The sequence below is a fragment of the Flavobacterium orientale genome (assembly GCF_014638005.1).
Classification (GTDB): domain Bacteria; phylum Bacteroidota; class Bacteroidia; order Flavobacteriales; family Flavobacteriaceae; genus Flavobacterium; species Flavobacterium orientale.
The window spans coordinates 416004-431841 of record NZ_BMFG01000001.1 but is presented as its reverse complement, the minus strand read 5'-3'; the positions used below and the strand labels follow the sequence as shown (position 1 = coordinate 431841).

Here is a 15838-nt window from a genome sequence, read left to right as displayed (position 1 = left end):
TTACAAAAAAACAAAAAAATGCTCAACCTCTCCTTCACTCCCTTCCCCATACTCGAATCCAATCGATTGTTATTACGAGCGGTTACTGTTGATGATGTCAATGAAATAATGGAACTTCGCGGCAATCCGGAAACGATGAAATTCATTCCGCGACCGTTGGTTACTTCACCTGAAATGGCATTAGAACACATTGGAATGATAATTGAAAAAATTGAGAACAACACCGGAATCAATTGGGCAATTACGTTAAAAGGAAATTCAAAATTATTAGGTGTTATTGGTCATTACCGAATCAAACCTGAAAATTACCGTTCAGAAATCGGCTATATGTTGTTGCCCGAATATCAAAACCAAGGCATTACAAGCGAGGCTATCAATTTAGTGTTAGATTATGGTTTCAATGTGCTCAATTTTCATTCTGTTGAAGCAGTTATTGATCCGGAAAACCATGTTTCAGCCAAAGTAGTAGAAAAAAACGGCTTTGTAAAAGAAGCTCACTTTTTAGAAAATGAATATTGGAACGGCAAGTTTTTAGATTCGGTTATCTATTCCCTTTTAAAAAGAAATTTTATAAAGAAAAATTACTAAATTTATACAGCAAGTCATACTATGTTAATCACTTTAAAGGCAAATAAAAAAACCTAATTTTCATGTCTAAATTACCCCATTTAACTACCAGTATTTTTACCATCATGTCAAAAATGGCAGTAGATCATAATGCGATCAATCTATCTCAGGGTTTTCCAAACTTTCCAATTGATGAACGAATGGCTGACATCATTATGGATTTAGCAAAAGCGGATGTACATCAATACACACCAATGGCAGGTTACCCGCCTTTGATGGAAAAAATAGGCGTGCTAACATTAAAGTCATACAATAGAGTTATCAATCAAAACACAGAACTCTTGATTACCGCTGGTGCTACAGAAGCAATTTTTGCAGCTTTACAAGCTTTGGTACGTTCAGGTGACGAAGTGCTTATTTTAGATCCGAGCTATGATTGCTATGAAACGCCCATTTTATTGAGCAACGCAAAACCGGTGAGAGTTTCTTTAAATGAAGATTATACACCAAATTTTGAACGAATCGCTCAACATATTTCACATAAAACCAGGTTACTTATTCTCAATAATCCACACAATCCATCAGGAAAGATGTGGCAGGAAAATGATTTTATACAATTGGAAAACTTACTGGAAAGTTACCCCAATCTTTTAATTTTGAGTGATGAAGTTTATGAATACATCGCTTTTGAAAACCAACACATCTCCGTAAATACACGTAAAAAGTTACGAGATAAAAGTATTATTACTTCTTCTTTTGGTAAAACATTGCACCTCACGGGATGGAAAATTGGTTATGTAATTGCACCCGAACATTTGATGAAAGAAATCAAAAAAGTACATCAATTTTTAGTTTTTAGCGTCAATAGTTTATCGCAAGCTGCCATAAATCTGTATTTGGATAGTTTTGAAATTGAATCCGTTTCAAAACTATATCAATCAAAAAGAGATTTTTTTGCTAATTTAATGAAAGACACTCCTTTTGAATTGTTGCCTTGTGATGGCACCTATTTTCAGGTGGCTTCTTATAAACATTTTTCTAAAGAAAATGATTTGGATTTTACCAAACGATTAGTCACCGAATTTGGCGTGGCAACAATTCCGTTATCCATTTTTTATGGTGACGGAACTGATTTGAAAAGAATCCGATTTTGCTTTGCCAAAGATGATGAAACAATTACTAAAGCCGCGGAACGATTACAAAAATTATAAGAACTAATAACTTTGTCATTTAGAATTTTGTTAGTTTAATGCTAAAATTTATCAAAAATTACCCTTAAATAGTATCTTTACCTAAAACATATAATTATGAATTTTTCAGCAAAAATGCTTCGTGATAATGCCTTAGAAGGCAAAGTAATTGTGGTAACCGGTGGTGGAAGTGGTCTTGGTAAAGCCATGACAAAATATTTCTTAGAATTAGGAGCCAAAGTGGCCATTACTTCCAGAGATTTAGATAAGCTAAAAAATACTGCTACAGAACTAGAAAATGAAACCGGCGGAAAATGTTTACCATTGCAATGTGATGTTCGGCATTATGACCAAGTGGAAGCAATGCTTCAAGAAGTTTTAAAAACTTTCGGAAAAGTAGATGTCTTATTAAACAATGCAGCAGGAAATTTCATTTCGCCAACAGAAAGACTATCTGCAAATGCATTTGATACCATTATCGATATTGTGTTGAAAGGTTCCAAAAACTGCACCTTAGCCTTCGGAAAACATTGGATTGACACCAAACAAGAAAGTTCGGTAATTTTGAATATTGTCACCACTTATGCTTGGACTGGTTCGGCTTATGTAGTGCCAAGTGCTACAGCAAAAGCTGGTGTTTTAGCTATGACGAGAAGTTTAGCGGTAGAATGGGCAAAATATGGAATCAGAAGCAATGCAATCGCTCCCGGACCATTTCCAACAAAAGGTGCTTGGGACAGATTATTACCTGGAGATTTGGCCGAAAAGTTTGATATGGCTAAAAAAGTTCCGTTAAAACGTGTTGGAGATCATCAGGAATTAGCAAATATTGCCGCTTATTTAGTTTCCGATTTTTCTGCTTATGTAAATGGGGAAGTGATTACAATTGACGGCGGAGAATGGTTAAAAGGTGCCGGACAGTTTAATTTGCTTGAACAAATTCCCGAACAAATGTGGGACATGTTAGAAGCCATGATTAAAGCAAAAAAGGACAAATAAAAAAAAGTGAAATTGTTTTATAAATTAATTAAGTATTTGTGAGTAAAACTATTAACTTTTGTTAACAACTTGAAGTTGAAAAAACCATAAATAATCGTAATTTTACGGCTCAAATTTAATCTACTCAATGGGCAAAATAATTGCAATTGCGAATCAAAAAGGTGGCGTAGGAAAAACAACTACAACAGTTAATCTTGCGGCCTCTTTAGGTGTTTTAGAAAAAAAAGTGTTATTAATTGACGCCGATCCTCAAGCCAATGCAAGTTCCGGTTTGGGAATTGATGTTGATAGTGTGAGTATTGGTTCTTATCAAGTTCTGGAACACAGTCACCCTCCATCAGCCGCAATCGTTTCTTGTTCGGCTCCTAACGTTGATGTCATTCCGGCACATATCGATTTGGTGGCTATTGAAATTGAATTGGTTGACAAAGAAAACAGAGAATATATGTTAAAACAGGCTCTTGAGTCTGTTCGTGATCAATATGATTATATTTTAATTGATTGTGCCCCTTCTTTAGGACTACTTACTTTGAATGCTTTAACCGCTGCAGATAGTGTTGTTATCCCGATTCAATGTGAGTACTTTGCCTTAGAAGGATTAGGAAAATTGTTGAATACCATCAAAAGTGTTCAAAAATTACATAATCCCGAATTAGACATTGAAGGATTGTTGTTAACCATGTATGACTCTCGTTTGCGATTGTCAAATCAAGTGGTTGAAGAAGTTCAAAAACATTTTAACGATATGGTTTTCAAAACCATCATACAACGAAATGTGAAATTGAGCGAAGCACCTAGTTTTGGAGAAAGTATCATTAACTTTGATGCAACAAGCAAAGGAGCTAACAATTATTTGAGTTTAGCTGAAGAAATTATTAAAAAAAATAGTTAGGATTTTATGACACAAGCCGCTAAAAAACAAGCTCTTGGAAGAGGTTTATCAGCTTTACTGAAAGACCCGGATAATGATATTAAATCAGTTAATGATAAAAATGCAGACAAAGTTGTAGGTAATATCATTGAGCTTGAAATTGATGCCATTGAAATAAATCCGTTTCAACCCCGAAGCAATTTTAATGAAGAAACGCTTCAGGAATTGGCTACTTCCATTAAAGAATTAGGCGTTATTCAACCCATTACGGTTAGAAAATTAGAATTCAATAAATACCAATTAATTTCAGGAGAAAGAAGGTTAAGAGCTTCTAAAATCGCAGGATTAAGTGTTATTCCGGCTTATATTCGTATTGCCAATGACAACGAATCGCTTGTTATGGCTTTGGTGGAAAACATCCAACGTCATGATTTAGATCCAATTGAAATTGCACTTTCTTACCAACGATTAATTGATGAAGTGCAACTTACTCAAGAACAAATGAGTGATAAAGTTGGAAAAAAACGCTCTACAATTGCCAATTATCTTCGACTTTTAAAACTGGATCCAATTATCCAAACCGGAATTAGAGATGGCTTTATTTCTATGGGACACGGTCGTGCTTTAATTACAATCGAAGATGAAGATGCCCAATCGGATATTTATCATAAAATTATAAGTCAAAATCTTTCTGTTAGAGAAACCGAAACTTTAGTTAAAAATTATCAAGATAATTTAAAACCAAAAACAGGAAAAACCACTTCAAAAACTGCTTTGCCATTTATTATTTCTGAATCAGAAAAAAAAGAAATAGCCACTGTTTTAGGTTCAAAAATTGACATCAAAATTGACGCAAAAGGAAAAGGAAAGATTACCATTCCGTTTAAATCTGAAGCGGATTTTCAACGGATATTAAATTTAATCAAAAAGTAAGTGAGAGGATTAATCGTTATACTTTTCTTTGTTTTTGTTAACCAAGCTGTTTTTGCTCAAAAAATTGAAATAGAAGAAGTTTTGATAGCAAAAGATTCTGTTGTTTACAAAGCAATCGATCCTTTAGCTCCTTCAAAAGCTGCTTTTTATTCTGCTATTCTTCCCGGATTAGGTCAAGCTTACAACAAAAAATATTGGAAAATTCCAATTGTTTACGGAGGTTTGGCTACCGGAATTTATTTTTATGCTGATAACAACAAAAAGTACAACGAATTTAGGGATATCTACAAAAGACGATTGGAAGGTTTTACTGATGATGAATATTTTGGTATTTATTCAGATAATGTGATTATTAATGCTCAACGAACTTTTCAAAGAAACAGAAGTATATCACTCTTGGTAACTTTAGGAATTTATGTATTGAATATTGTTGACGCCAATGTTGACGCACATTTGATTCAATTTAATGTTAACAATAATTTATCATTGAAACCTGATTTAAGACAAGACGATATGACCTATAAATACAACATTGGACTCACACTAAATTATTCTTTTAAATGAAAATTGCATTATTAGGCTACGGAAAAATGGGTAAAGTAATAGAACGAATTGCTTTAGAAAGAGGTCATGAAATTGTGTTACGCAAGTCAAAAGATGTGAATTTTGAAGGTTTAACAAATGCCGATGTAACTATTGATTTCAGTGTTCCGAGTGCTGCTGTTGAAAATATTTCTGCCAGTTTAAATGCAGGAATTCCAGTTGTTTCAGGAACTACAGGATGGTTAGAAGATTATCATTCTATGGTTTCACTTTGTGAAGAGAAAAATGCGGCTTTTATTTATGGTTCCAATTTTAGTTTGGGAGTAAATTTATTTTTTGAACTCAACAACCATTTAGCTCAACTAATGTCGAAATTTGATCAATATAAAGTTTCGATGGAAGAAATTCATCACACTCAAAAATTGGATGCTCCAAGCGGAACTGCTATTTCTTTAGCGAATGGAATTATAAATAATACCGCTTATAACAGTTGGACTTTAGAAAATCCAAAAGAAGATGAACTCTTGATTGATGCAAAGCGAATTGACAATATTCCCGGGACTCACAGTGTTTTTTATACTTCAGAAGTAGATACTATAGAAATTAAACACACTGCTCACAACAGAGAAGGTTTTGCCTTTGGAGCAGTGATTGCTGCAGAATGGTTAGTGGAAAAAAAAGGTGTTTTCACCATGAAAGATGTTTTGGGTTTGAAATAAATAGCAAAAATTAGAAACATTTAGATAAATTTACAGACTAATACAATTATTCTTCGAAATCAAATTGGATATTCGAATCACTTAAAAAAAGACTACAATGACGCTATATCAATGGTTTATACTTTTTCTGATTGTACAAATTATACATTATTTAGGAACTTGGAAATTATATCAAAAAGCCGGTAGAAAATCATGGGAAGCTGCCGTTCCGGTTTATAATGCCATAATTTTAATGAAAATTATAAACCGTCCTTGGTGGTGGACTTTTCTATTATTTATTCCGATAATAAATCTGATTATGTTTCCTGTAGTTTGGGTGGAAACACTTCGAAGTTTTGGAAAAAATTCAACTCTTGACACCATTTTAGGTGTGGTTACTTTTGGTTTGTATATTTATTTTATCAATTACACACAAGATGTTCAACATATAAAAGAACGTTCATTACATCCAAAAAATGCAACAGCTGATTTTATAAGTTCTATTTTGTTTGCCATTGTAGTCGCAACAACGGTTCACACCTATGTGATGCAACCGTATACAATTCCGACTTCATCCTTAGAAAAATCTTTGCTTGTTGGCGACTTTTTGTTTGTTAGTAAATTTCATTATGGAGCCAGAACACCTTCAACCGCTGTAGCTTTTCCGATGGTTCATGATACCATTCCTTTGCTTAAGAAAAAATCGTATTTTAATTTTCCACAGTTACCGTATTTCAGATTTCCGGCTTTACAGAAAATTGAACGCAATGAAATTGTTGTTTTTAATTGGCCAACCGATACCGTTAAATTTTTTGGAGACAAAAGAAGTGTTGGCATCAGAAAACCAATTGACAAAAAATCTAATTATGTAAAAAGATGTGTTGGAATTGCCGGAGATAGTCTTGAAATAAAAAATGGAGATGTATATGTTAATGGTAAAATATTACCGCTTCATGATCGTCAAAAATTGCAATATTCCTATGAAGTTGTAACAGATGGTTCAGGCTTTAGTTATGACTATATAATTAAAGAATTAAAAATAACCGATCCAGCCCCTCAACTTTCTCCTACTCGATTCTATTTCAAAGCCTTAACCGAAGAAACTGCTGCTAGATTGCGAAACAATCCCGTTGTTCAAAGTGTCACAAAAATTGAAGAAAAAGAAGGTTATACTCAAATATTTCCTCATACTAAAAACTGGAACGTAGATAATTTTGGACCCATTTATATTCCTGAAGCCGGAAAAACGGTAGCTTTAAATAAAGAAACGATTCCTTTTTATGAAATGATTATAAAGGAATATGAAAAAAATGATTTAAAGATAAATGGTGATGAAATTAGTATTAATGGTGAAATCGCTACTTCATATACCTTTCAACAAGATTATTATTGGATGATGGGAGACAACCGTCACAATTCAGAAGACAGTCGTTTTTGGGGGTATGTTCCAGCTGATCACATTGTTGGTAAACCTGTATTTATTTGGATGAGTTTAGATCAAAACACGCCTTGGGGTAAATTATTTGACAAAATCAGATGGGAAAGAATGTTCACTACAGTTGGTGGTGACGGTGAACCGGTTTCTTACTTTAAATATTTCTTATTGATTATGGCCGGATGGTTTGGCTTTGATTTTTATCGCAAGAGAAAAAAGAAAAAAGAAGCTGCTTAATTATTACTATGACTAGTTTACTTCATCCAACCTATTTTCCGTCAATAAGTCATTTTGTTGCGATGATAAATGCTGAAACTGTTGTTTTTGAAATGGAAGATAATTTTCAGAAACAAACCAACAGAAATCGGATGTACATCCACAGTCCGAACGGAGTTCAACTTTTGAATATCCCAATTAAACATTCAACTATTCCACATCAAAAAACAAAAGATGTGCGTTTGGAAACCGCTTTCAATTGGCAAAAGCAACATTTGAAATCGTTAGAAGCGGCTTATCGAGCCTCACCCTTTTTTGAATATTTTGAAGATGATCTTCAACCCATTTTCAACAAGAAACATACTTTCTTAATGGATTTAAATTTGGAATCAATAGCTGTAGTTTGCAATTGTTTGGGCGTTTCTATACCATTTGAAAAAACAGTGGAATACTTTCATGAAGTAAACGATATTTCGGATTTTAGAAGTCTTGCCAACGGCAAAAAAGACGGAGCTACATTTGAGTTTTATACGCAAGTTTTTGAAGAAAAAAATGGATTTTTGAATAACTTAAGTATTCTTGATTTACTTTTCAATGAAGGAAGATATGCTGTAGATTATTTGAAAAGACAAGAGATTTAATTCACCTTTGGCATAATCGAAACCCTAGAAACAATCGGAAAGTGATCTGAATTTTTGAAATCAGAAAAGCTTTTGTGGCTTTTCACTTCAAATTGTTTGTCGGTAAAAATATAATCTATTCGAGCAGGATAATATTTAAAACTATAGGTTTTCCCAAAACCACTTCCGGCTTCTTCAAAGGTATCTTTCAAATCACCTTTAACACTTCTGTAAACAAAAGAAAAAGCACTATTGTTCATGTCACCACAAATTATAACCGGATAACTGCAGCCCATTTTGTGTTTCTTTACAATTTCAGCTTGATTTTGTTGTTCTCTAAAAGCAGCACTAGTTCTGGCAAAAATTCGTTTTGATCTGGACTTGGTGACACCTTCCTGTATATTTTCGTCAATCTCGTGAACATCAGGAGTGATTTTTATCGATTGAAGATGAATACTGTAAACTCTAAAAACTGTGGTATCTTTTCTTAAATCAACAAAAACAGCATTGTTAGTAGAATTCGGAAAATTCAAAACACCTCTATCAACTATTGGAAATTTAGAAAAAATGGCTTGTCCAAGTTTGGTGTTTTTGCCTTCAATAAAAATATGTTGGTAAGGATATTTAGAAAAATCAATTGTGTTTGTGTTTGAAAATTCTTGAATACACAACACATCTGGATTGTTTTCCTTTATAAATTCAGAAATATTGGCACTTACATCTTCGTTTTTAATCCAATCATACAAATTAAACAAACGTACATTATAACTCATAATCACAAGATCGCTTTTATCGCTTTCGGCTTCATTCCCATAAAGTTTATAAAACTTATTGATGAATGTAATTCCCAAAAGCAAAACAATACCTGAAAGCAACATCTGCCTTTTGAATTGCAAAAACCAATAGATAAAAAAAAGCAAATTAATAATTAAAATCAGCGGTAGAAAAAGACTCAAAACCGATAAAATAGGAAATAATCTTGGAGCAAGAAACGGCAAAAAATAAGCGACAAAAGTCACAAGCAACACAAAAAAATTGCAAATAAATATAAACTTATTGAACCTACTTAATTTTTTCATGTATGGTAACTTACTCTTTTCCGGCTCTAAATAAAAATTCTTTTTCTTCTTTAGTTAAACTTTCATAACCTGATTTGCTGATTTTATCCAAAATCTCATCAATTTGTTGTTGCGATTTATCTTTAACAACTGGTTTTGGCTTTGAATACGATTCATTTTTATGTACTTTTCTAAACGGCGTTGTTTTTTTTGCTGAAAATAAATTGGTGCAATAATCTAAGAAACCTGAGAACCATTTCGTAATATCGGTTCCTTTTTTTAACTGACTACTGAATAAAAATCCAAACAATGCTCCTCCCAAATGAGCAATATGTCCACCGGTATTTGCTGTAGATAAACTTATTAAATCAATAATTAGATAGAACATGGCTATGTGCCAAAGTTTTATATTTCCAATCAATGGCAACCTAACTTGCATGTGAGGAGCATAAGTTGCAACACCAAACATAATTGTCATTACAGCTCCTGAAGCTCCAACAAGTTCGGCATTCTTATTAATCAATGCCGGAAATAATAAGTAACTTAAAATATAGATAAACCCTGCAAAAATACCTCCCAACAAATACAGACTCAACTGCTGTTTTTGAGTAAAGAATGTTAAAAAAAGTCTTCCAACAAAATACAAAATAATAAGGTTGAAGATAATGTGCAAAAAACCAATGTGGAAAAAAGCATAAGAAATGATTGACCAAGGTTTCCATAACAAATCTGCCGGATTTGAGGATAAACTAATATATTTAGAAAAAGAAAAATCGATTCCAAATAAAGATAAAATACCCAAAACAGCAAAAGGAATTACAAACAAGGCAACATTCCAGTAGATTAACTTTTCAGTTACGCCACCCATAGTATATTGCTGCTTGATTTCGTTAAAAATATTCATAAAACCTTACTTTTTACCAATTACCCATTACTTATTATCACTCCAGTTTAATCCCAACGATTCTTGTCGAACTGCGATTTCTTCCAATACCACATCATCAAAAATCCGAAAAGTGCACCACCAACGTGAGCAAAATGAGCAATACCACCGCCACCAAACAGCGATGAACCCGTGATTCCCATATATAAATCGATAGCCACTAAACCGGGAACAAAATATTTTGCTTTTATTGGAACAGGAATAAACAACAACATTAATTCGGCATTTGGAAACATAAACGCAAAAGCCACTAAAATTCCATATAAAGCTCCGGAAGCTCCAACTGCTCTTCCATCTGCAGCTATAGAAGCATCAAAAAGTGCTTTAAAATTAGTTTCATTCAACAAATGATATTTGCCAAGCGGTTCGAGAATTGATTTAATATTTTTATCAAATAATTCACCTTTGTACATATTTCCTTCTATAAATGGGACATTAATAATCCGATGAATTGTTTCGGAAGACAATTGCAAATCTGCCGCTAATTCCATTATTTTCTGAAATTCATAATACTGCATTCCTATGTGAATTAAAGCTGCACCCAATCCACAAGAAATATAGAAAAACAAAAACTTTTTCCAACCCCAAAAATGTTCCAAAGCAGAACCAAACATTACTAAACCAAACATATTGAAGAAAATATGCATCAAATTTGGCATTTGTGCGTGCATAAACATATGAGTGATGGGTTGCCACCATTCAAACTTATCATTCAAAGGAAAATACAACGAAAACAACTCATACGACATGGGTGCAGTCATCGCTGAACCAATATAAAATAAGATGTTTATAATCAATAATTGCTTTACGGTTTCGGTCATTCGCATCATAACATAAATCGTTTTTCTATATCATCAACTGATAACGTGATAAAAGTAGGTTTATTAAATGGAGAAGTAGCCGGTTCTTTGCAAGCAAACAAACCATTTACTATATTTTCTTGTTCTTTTTGTGCTAAAAATGAGCCGTTTTTCACAGCCATACTTCGAGCCAAAGATTTCGCGATGGTGTCATTTTGACTGAAATTATGGTCTGATGTGCCATTGCTCAAATCATTAATAACTGCTTCAATAATTGCAGCAACTTGACTTTCATTGCTATTTATTGGAATACCTGAAATCAAAACAACATCTTTAGAAATGGAATCAAAAATGAACCCCATATTTTCTAACGCACCTTTTAACTCATGAATTAAATTAATTTCGTTTTGAGAAAATTGTAGCGAAACAGGAAATAATAATTTTTGACTGGAAGCATTGGCCACCGTCATATTTTTTAAAAATTGCTCATACAAAATCCGTTGATGGGCTCGTTTTTGATCAATAACAATCAATCCTGATTTGATTGGAGTAACAATATATTTTTTTTGAATTTGATACGTTCTTGTTGACGTTTCTTCAATTTCATTTTCATTTTCAATAAAAAGAGAACCGCTCACAATATCTGTTTCAAAACTATGTGAAGCAATTTCTTGACTATCTGTTTTTAAATTGACATACAAACTTTCCCAAGAAGCAGTATCGGTTTGATGTTCTCTGTAACTTGAACGTCCAAAATTTTTGGGTTTACTATCCTCAGAAAAGGGGTTATAATTGGAATCTACCTGTATTGTTGGATAATTAGCTTCTTTATTTTGAATTTGATAAGGCGTATCAAGGTTTGGATCGCGTTCAAAATCTAAAACCGGTGCCACATTAAACATGCCCAAACTATGTTTAACTGTTGAACGCAAAATGGCATACAAAGCATGTTCATCATCAAACTTGATTTCGGTTTTTGTGGGATGAATATTTATATCAATACTATTTGGCGGTACATTTAAATAAATAAAATAGGAAGGTTGCAATCCATCTTTGAGTAAACCTTCATAAGCAGCCATCACAGCATGATGCAAATAACCACTTTTGATAAACCTATCATTTACAAAAAAGAATTGTTCTCCTCTACTTTTTTTAGCATATTCGGGTTTAGATACAAAACCTTGAACCGTTACCAACTCCGTTTCTTCGCTTATGGGAACTAATTTTTCATTTGTCTTACCCGAAAAAACACCAACAATTCGCTGTCTTAAATTAGATGAAGTCAAATTATATAATTCACTTCCGTTGTGAATCAAAGAAAATTGGATAGCCGGATGGGCCAAAACCACACGTTGAAATTCATCAACTATATGTCTGAATTCTACCGTTTCTGATTTTAAAAAATTGCGTCGGGCAGGAATATTATAAAATAAATTTTTTACTGAAAAAGAAGTCCCTTTCGGCACAACCGCAGGATCTTGCGAGTTTACTTTGGTTCCTTCAATTATGATATGAGTCCCTAACTCTTCTCCTTCTTGTTTGGTTTTAAGTTCCACATGAGCAATCGCAGCTATTGAAGCTAGAGCCTCGCCCCTAAAGCCTTTTGTGTGAATGGCAAATAAATCTTCGGCATGACGAATTTTGGAGGTAGCATGTCTTTCAAAACAAAGTCGGGCATCAGTCACACCCATTCCAACACCATTATCAATGACTTGAATTAATGATTTTCCGGCATCTTTAACGACCAACTTTATTTGCGTTGCTTTTGCATCAACGGCATTTTCAAGTAATTCTTTTACCACTGAAGCAGGGCGTTGCACCACCTCTCCGGCTGCAATTTGATTGGCTACATGATCCGGAAGTAATTGAATGACACTTGACATTATTTACGAGTAAATAGGGATAAATCGAAATCGATTATGAATAAAAATAAGAGTAATAAAATGGTTATAATTATCAATATAGTTTTATTTGTTTTTGAATCCGAATTTGTTTTAAAATCATCATAAGCAGAAATAAACTTTGATTTCAAACCGCCTTGATCGCCAACTGTTTTTCGGAATTTATCGAACTTTGGTTCAATACGAAAAGGACTCCCCTCACTATCACTTTGATAATAACGAGGTTGATAACTGAATTTTTTGTTTGTTCTTTTGCTAAATGCTCCCATAATTATAACTGTTTTCAAAGGTACTCAAAATCAAAAACAATGCCCATATTGTTAGGTTAAAAATTGTTAACATCTGAATTTTTTTAACCATAAAAAAAGCCAAATCAAATGGATTTGGCTTACTTTTTAATTCAGGATACTATTTTTTATTTAAAAACTGTCATTTTGATTGCCGCAACAGCTGCTTCAACACCTTTATTTCCATGCTTTCCACCACTTCTATCAATGGATTGCTGAAGGTTATTATCTGTTAGCACACAAAATATCACCGGCATTTTACCGGCTAAATTCAAATCTTTTATGCCTTGTGTTACGCCTTCACAAACAAAATCAAAATGTTGGGTTTCACCTTTTATCACGCTTCCTATAGCAATAATCCCGGCCAAATTTGGATAGGTTTCCATCATTTTTTTGCAACCGTAAATGAGTTCAAAACTTCCGGGAACATTCCACCTGATAATATTTTCAGGTTTAACATTAAAATCAGTTAATGTGTCAAAAGCTCCTTTAAAAAGTCCTTCTGTAATGGATTCATTCCATTCAGAAACAACAATCCCAAACGAAAGTTGACTAACGTTTGGGAGCGTGCTTTTATCGTATTGAGATAAGTTTTTATTTTCTGTTGCCATTCTTTATTTTGAAAGACCAATAAGACCATCTATATTTCTAGCTTCCGGAGCAGCTTCATAGCTTTCTTTTATTTCAGTAAAATATTTTAAAGCCTCTTGTTTTTGACCTAAAGTCAAAGCTGTTTGTCCCGCTTTATATAAAAAACGTGGCGTAGTTAAATCATTAGGATTCATACGAGCTGCTTTTTCATAATATTCTAGAGCATCTTTTAACTGATTTCTTTGTGCAAATGCATCACCAATAGCTCCTTTTGCCAAAGCACTTAAAACAATATCTTTAGAACTGAATTTATCTAAATAAGCAATTGCTTCTGTGTTTTTTCCTGTGTATAAATAAGCCATTCCGGCATAGAAATTAGCTAAATTTCCGGCATCAGTTCCCGAAAACTCATCAGCAATTTTTATAAAACCATATTTTCCATCGGCTCCGTTTAATGCTAGTGTAAACAAACTATCTTGACCTGTAGTAGCATCAACCGCTTGTTGATAATTTTGTTGAGCAACAAACATTTCTTCTGCTGCTTCTATCTCTTTAGGTTCAGTTACAAACTTACCGTATAACAAATAACCAACAGTTAACAATGCAATAGCAGCAACAACTCCAAAAATAATTTTTTGGTTTTTGGCTACCCATTCCTCCGCTTTTGATGCGTTATCATCTAACGTACTGAAAACTTCAGCAGTTGTACTGTTTTGTACATCAACATCAACATTGTTTTCAATATCTTCAATGTCTTTTGGTTTAGGTACTTTAAATCCTCTTTTATTATAAGTTGCCATTTATTTTAAATTTAATGAGCCGCAAAAATAAAATTTTTATTGAAATTTAAAAGCCCTTTTTTTGGATATTTTTGAATAATTTGCACCACTGGAATTTGAAGCTCTAAAATTATCAGTAATAATAACTTCAAAAATCCAAAAAAGTCAACGTTTAATTGGTATCCCATTGTTTTTAAAACGAATTACATTAGTAAATTATAAAAATTTTTCTGAAGCTCAATATGAGTTTGAAAACACTATTAATTGTTTTGTAGGTAAAAACGGTATTGGAAAAACCAATATTCTTGATGCAATTTATCATTTGGCTTACGGAAAAAGCTATTTTAATCCGCAAGCTGTTCAAAACATCAAACACGATGAAGAGTTTTTTGTAATTGAAGGTGATTTCACAAAAAATGATCGTTCTGAATTAATTGCTTGCAGTTTAAAAAAAGGACAAAAGAAAATTTTGAAACGAAACGGCAAAGTTTATGAGAAATTTTCAGATCATGTTGGTTTTATTCCATTGGTAATAATTTCTCCCGCAGACCGTGATTTAATAACAGAAGGAAGCGAAACCAGAAGAAAATTCATGGACAGTGTTATTTCGCAATCGGATGCTTCTTATTTAGCTGATTTGATTAAATATCAAAAAATCTTAAGTCAACGAAATGCACTTTTGAAATATTTTGCTTCAAACCGCACTTTTGAAAAAGACACTCTTGCTGTTTATGACGAACAATTGGAACCGTTGGCTCATTCAATTTTTGAGAAAAGAAAACAATTTATAACCGACTTCTCTCCTATTTTTCAATTGCATCATCAAACCATAACTGATGGTGCCGAAAAAGTGCAATTGATTTATGAAAGTCAACTTTATGACACCAGTCTCAGTAAACTTTTTGAGGACACAATTCAAAAAGACAAATTGCTGCAATTCACCTCTTCCGGGATTCACAAAGATGATTTATCATTTGAAATTGAAGGCCATTCTATCAAGAAATTTGGTTCGCAAGGTCAACAAAAGTCCTATTTGATTGCACTAAAATTGGCTCAATTTGATTTTTTAAAAAAACAAAGCGGTGAAAAACCCATTCTTATTTTTGATGATATTTTTGACAAACTGGACGAACTTCGTGTTAGCAAAATTGTTGAAATGGTGAACAACGATTCTTTTGGTCAATTATTTATTAGCGACACTCATCCGGATCGAACGGAATCTATCGTAAAAATGACGCATCAAGAGTATAAAATCTTTCGCTTAAAATAATTTTGATTCAACTATTTTTAAAATGATTAGCTAAAATAAAGTCACTTCTCGAATTTTAAATTAAGCAAACGTCATAATTTGTTCATCTTTGATGAAAATTCGACTTACATCGAATAATTATTCCAAAAAAGTAATGA

Annotated in this window: 17 protein-coding genes; 10 read left to right on the top strand and 7 right to left on the bottom strand. The window is 33.0% G+C overall.

What is annotated here, in order from left to right; translation table 11 throughout:
• Window positions 1–18 precede the first annotated feature (18 nt).
• From IEV15_RS01875 to IEV15_RS01835, 9 genes are all read left to right on the top strand, one after another.
• Window positions 19–588 carry a GNAT family N-acetyltransferase gene (locus tag IEV15_RS01875; RefSeq protein WP_188360795.1) on the top strand — a complete coding sequence of 190 codons (570 nt, stop codon included), beginning with the start codon at window positions 19–21 and terminating at the stop codon, window positions 586–588.
• 62 nt (window positions 589–650) lie between these two features.
• Entirely contained in the window at window positions 651–1778 is a 1128-nt protein-coding gene (locus tag IEV15_RS01870) for a methionine aminotransferase (protein WP_188360794.1), read from the top strand.
• Between the two features lie 96 nt (window positions 1779–1874).
• Window positions 1875–2756, top strand: a complete 882-nt coding sequence (locus IEV15_RS01865) for an SDR family oxidoreductase (RefSeq protein WP_188360793.1) — start codon at window positions 1875–1877, stop codon at window positions 2754–2756.
• A gap of 127 nt (window positions 2757–2883) precedes the next feature.
• Window positions 2884–3648 carry a ParA family protein gene (locus tag IEV15_RS01860; RefSeq protein WP_188360792.1) on the top strand — a complete coding sequence of 255 codons (765 nt, stop codon included), beginning with the start codon at window positions 2884–2886 and terminating at the stop codon, window positions 3646–3648.
• Window positions 3649–3654: 6 nt separating this feature from the next.
• Complete coding sequence (locus IEV15_RS01855) at window positions 3655–4560, top strand: ParB/RepB/Spo0J family partition protein (RefSeq protein ID WP_188360791.1); 906 nt, start codon at window positions 3655–3657, stop codon at window positions 4558–4560.
• The gene (locus tag IEV15_RS01850) at window positions 4561–5124 is read left to right on the top strand and encodes a DUF5683 domain-containing protein (protein WP_188360790.1); all 564 of its coding nucleotides are present in this window, start codon (window positions 4561–4563) and stop codon (window positions 5122–5124) included. It abuts the gene before it with no gap.
• The gene (gene dapB, locus IEV15_RS01845; protein WP_188360789.1) at window positions 5121–5822 is read left to right on the top strand and encodes a 4-hydroxy-tetrahydrodipicolinate reductase; all 702 of its coding nucleotides are present in this window, start codon (window positions 5121–5123) and stop codon (window positions 5820–5822) included. Before IEV15_RS01850 ends, dapB begins: the two co-directional genes overlap by 4 nt.
• 97 nt (window positions 5823–5919) lie before the next feature.
• On the top strand, window positions 5920–7473 hold the full coding sequence (gene lepB / locus IEV15_RS01840) for a signal peptidase I (protein ID WP_188360788.1): 1554 nt from the start codon (window positions 5920–5922) through the stop codon (window positions 7471–7473).
• An 8-nt stretch (window positions 7474–7481) separates the two neighbouring features.
• Window positions 7482–8093, top strand: coding sequence for a WbqC family protein (locus tag IEV15_RS01835; RefSeq protein ID WP_188360787.1), 612 nt, complete (start codon window positions 7482–7484; stop codon window positions 8091–8093).
• Here IEV15_RS01835 and IEV15_RS01830 read toward each other — a convergent pair.
• From IEV15_RS01830 to IEV15_RS01800, 7 genes are all read right to left on the bottom strand, one after another.
• Window positions 8090–9151 (bottom strand): endonuclease/exonuclease/phosphatase family protein, encoded by a 1062-nt coding sequence (locus IEV15_RS01830; RefSeq protein ID WP_188360786.1) that lies wholly within the window; start codon window positions 9149–9151, stop codon window positions 8090–8092. The two genes, IEV15_RS01835 and IEV15_RS01830, sit on opposite strands and share 4 nt — an antisense overlap.
• Window positions 9152–9161: 10 nt before the next feature.
• Window positions 9162–10034 carry a rhomboid family intramembrane serine protease gene (locus IEV15_RS01825; protein ID WP_188360785.1) on the bottom strand — a complete coding sequence of 291 codons (873 nt, stop codon included), beginning with the start codon at window positions 10032–10034 and terminating at the stop codon, window positions 9162–9164.
• Window positions 10035–10081: 47 nt separating this feature from the next.
• Window positions 10082–10903: a rhomboid family intramembrane serine protease gene (locus IEV15_RS01820; protein ID WP_188360784.1), complete on the bottom strand. Its 822-nt coding sequence runs from the start codon at window positions 10901–10903 to the stop codon at window positions 10082–10084.
• Window positions 10900–12756: a DNA mismatch repair endonuclease MutL gene (gene mutL / locus IEV15_RS01815; RefSeq protein WP_188360783.1), complete on the bottom strand. Its 1857-nt coding sequence runs from the start codon at window positions 12754–12756 to the stop codon at window positions 10900–10902. Before mutL ends, IEV15_RS01820 begins: the two co-directional genes overlap by 4 nt.
• Window positions 12756–13043, bottom strand: a complete 288-nt coding sequence (locus tag IEV15_RS01810; RefSeq protein WP_188360782.1) for a riboflavin synthase subunit beta — start codon at window positions 13041–13043, stop codon at window positions 12756–12758. Before IEV15_RS01810 ends, mutL begins: the two co-directional genes overlap by 1 nt.
• Window positions 13044–13189: 146 nt before the next feature.
• Complete coding sequence (gene ribH, locus IEV15_RS01805; protein ID WP_188360781.1) at window positions 13190–13672, bottom strand: 6,7-dimethyl-8-ribityllumazine synthase; 483 nt, start codon at window positions 13670–13672, stop codon at window positions 13190–13192.
• A 3-nt stretch (window positions 13673–13675) separates the two neighbouring features.
• Window positions 13676–14452, bottom strand: a complete 777-nt coding sequence (locus IEV15_RS01800; RefSeq protein ID WP_188360780.1) for a tetratricopeptide repeat protein — start codon at window positions 14450–14452, stop codon at window positions 13676–13678.
• A 166-nt stretch (window positions 14453–14618) separates the two neighbouring features.
• Here IEV15_RS01800 and recF point away from each other — a divergent pair, with 166 nt between their 5' ends.
• Window positions 14619–15701 (top strand): DNA replication/repair protein RecF, encoded by a 1083-nt coding sequence (gene recF, locus IEV15_RS01795; protein WP_188360779.1) that lies wholly within the window; start codon window positions 14619–14621, stop codon window positions 15699–15701.
• Window positions 15702–15838: the final 137 nt, after the last annotated feature.

What these genes read in the sequence shown, in the direction of transcription:
- IEV15_RS01875 (WP_188360795.1), top strand. Translation starts at nt 19, where the DNA reads ATGCTCAACCTCTCCTTCACTCCCTTCCCCATACTCGAATCCAATCGA.
- IEV15_RS01870 (WP_188360794.1), top strand. Translation starts at nt 651, where the DNA reads ATGTCTAAATTACCCCATTTAACTACCAGTATTTTTACCATCATGTCA.
- IEV15_RS01865 (WP_188360793.1), top strand. Translation starts at nt 1,875, where the DNA reads ATGAATTTTTCAGCAAAAATGCTTCGTGATAATGCCTTAGAAGGCAAA.
- IEV15_RS01860 (WP_188360792.1), top strand. Translation starts at nt 2,884, where the DNA reads ATGGGCAAAATAATTGCAATTGCGAATCAAAAAGGTGGCGTAGGAAAA.
- IEV15_RS01855 (WP_188360791.1), top strand. Translation starts at nt 3,655, where the DNA reads ATGACACAAGCCGCTAAAAAACAAGCTCTTGGAAGAGGTTTATCAGCT.
- dapB (WP_188360789.1), top strand. Translation starts at nt 5,121, where the DNA reads ATGAAAATTGCATTATTAGGCTACGGAAAAATGGGTAAAGTAATAGAA.
- lepB (WP_188360788.1), top strand. Translation starts at nt 5,920, where the DNA reads ATGACGCTATATCAATGGTTTATACTTTTTCTGATTGTACAAATTATA.
- IEV15_RS01835 (WP_188360787.1), top strand. Translation starts at nt 7,482, where the DNA reads ATGACTAGTTTACTTCATCCAACCTATTTTCCGTCAATAAGTCATTTT.
- IEV15_RS01830 (WP_188360786.1), bottom strand. Translation starts at nt 9,151, where the DNA reads ATGAAAAAATTAAGTAGGTTCAATAAGTTTATATTTATTTGCAATTTT.
- IEV15_RS01825 (WP_188360785.1), bottom strand. Translation starts at nt 10,034, where the DNA reads ATGAATATTTTTAACGAAATCAAGCAGCAATATACTATGGGTGGCGTA.
- IEV15_RS01820 (WP_188360784.1), bottom strand. Translation starts at nt 10,903, where the DNA reads ATGATGCGAATGACCGAAACCGTAAAGCAATTATTGATTATAAACATC.
- mutL (WP_188360783.1), bottom strand. Translation starts at nt 12,756, where the DNA reads ATGTCAAGTGTCATTCAATTACTTCCGGATCATGTAGCCAATCAAATT.
- IEV15_RS01810 (WP_188360782.1), bottom strand. Translation starts at nt 13,043, where the DNA reads ATGGGAGCATTTAGCAAAAGAACAAACAAAAAATTCAGTTATCAACCT.
- ribH (WP_188360781.1), bottom strand. Translation starts at nt 13,672, where the DNA reads ATGGCAACAGAAAATAAAAACTTATCTCAATACGATAAAAGCACGCTC.
- IEV15_RS01800 (WP_188360780.1), bottom strand. Translation starts at nt 14,452, where the DNA reads ATGGCAACTTATAATAAAAGAGGATTTAAAGTACCTAAACCAAAAGAC.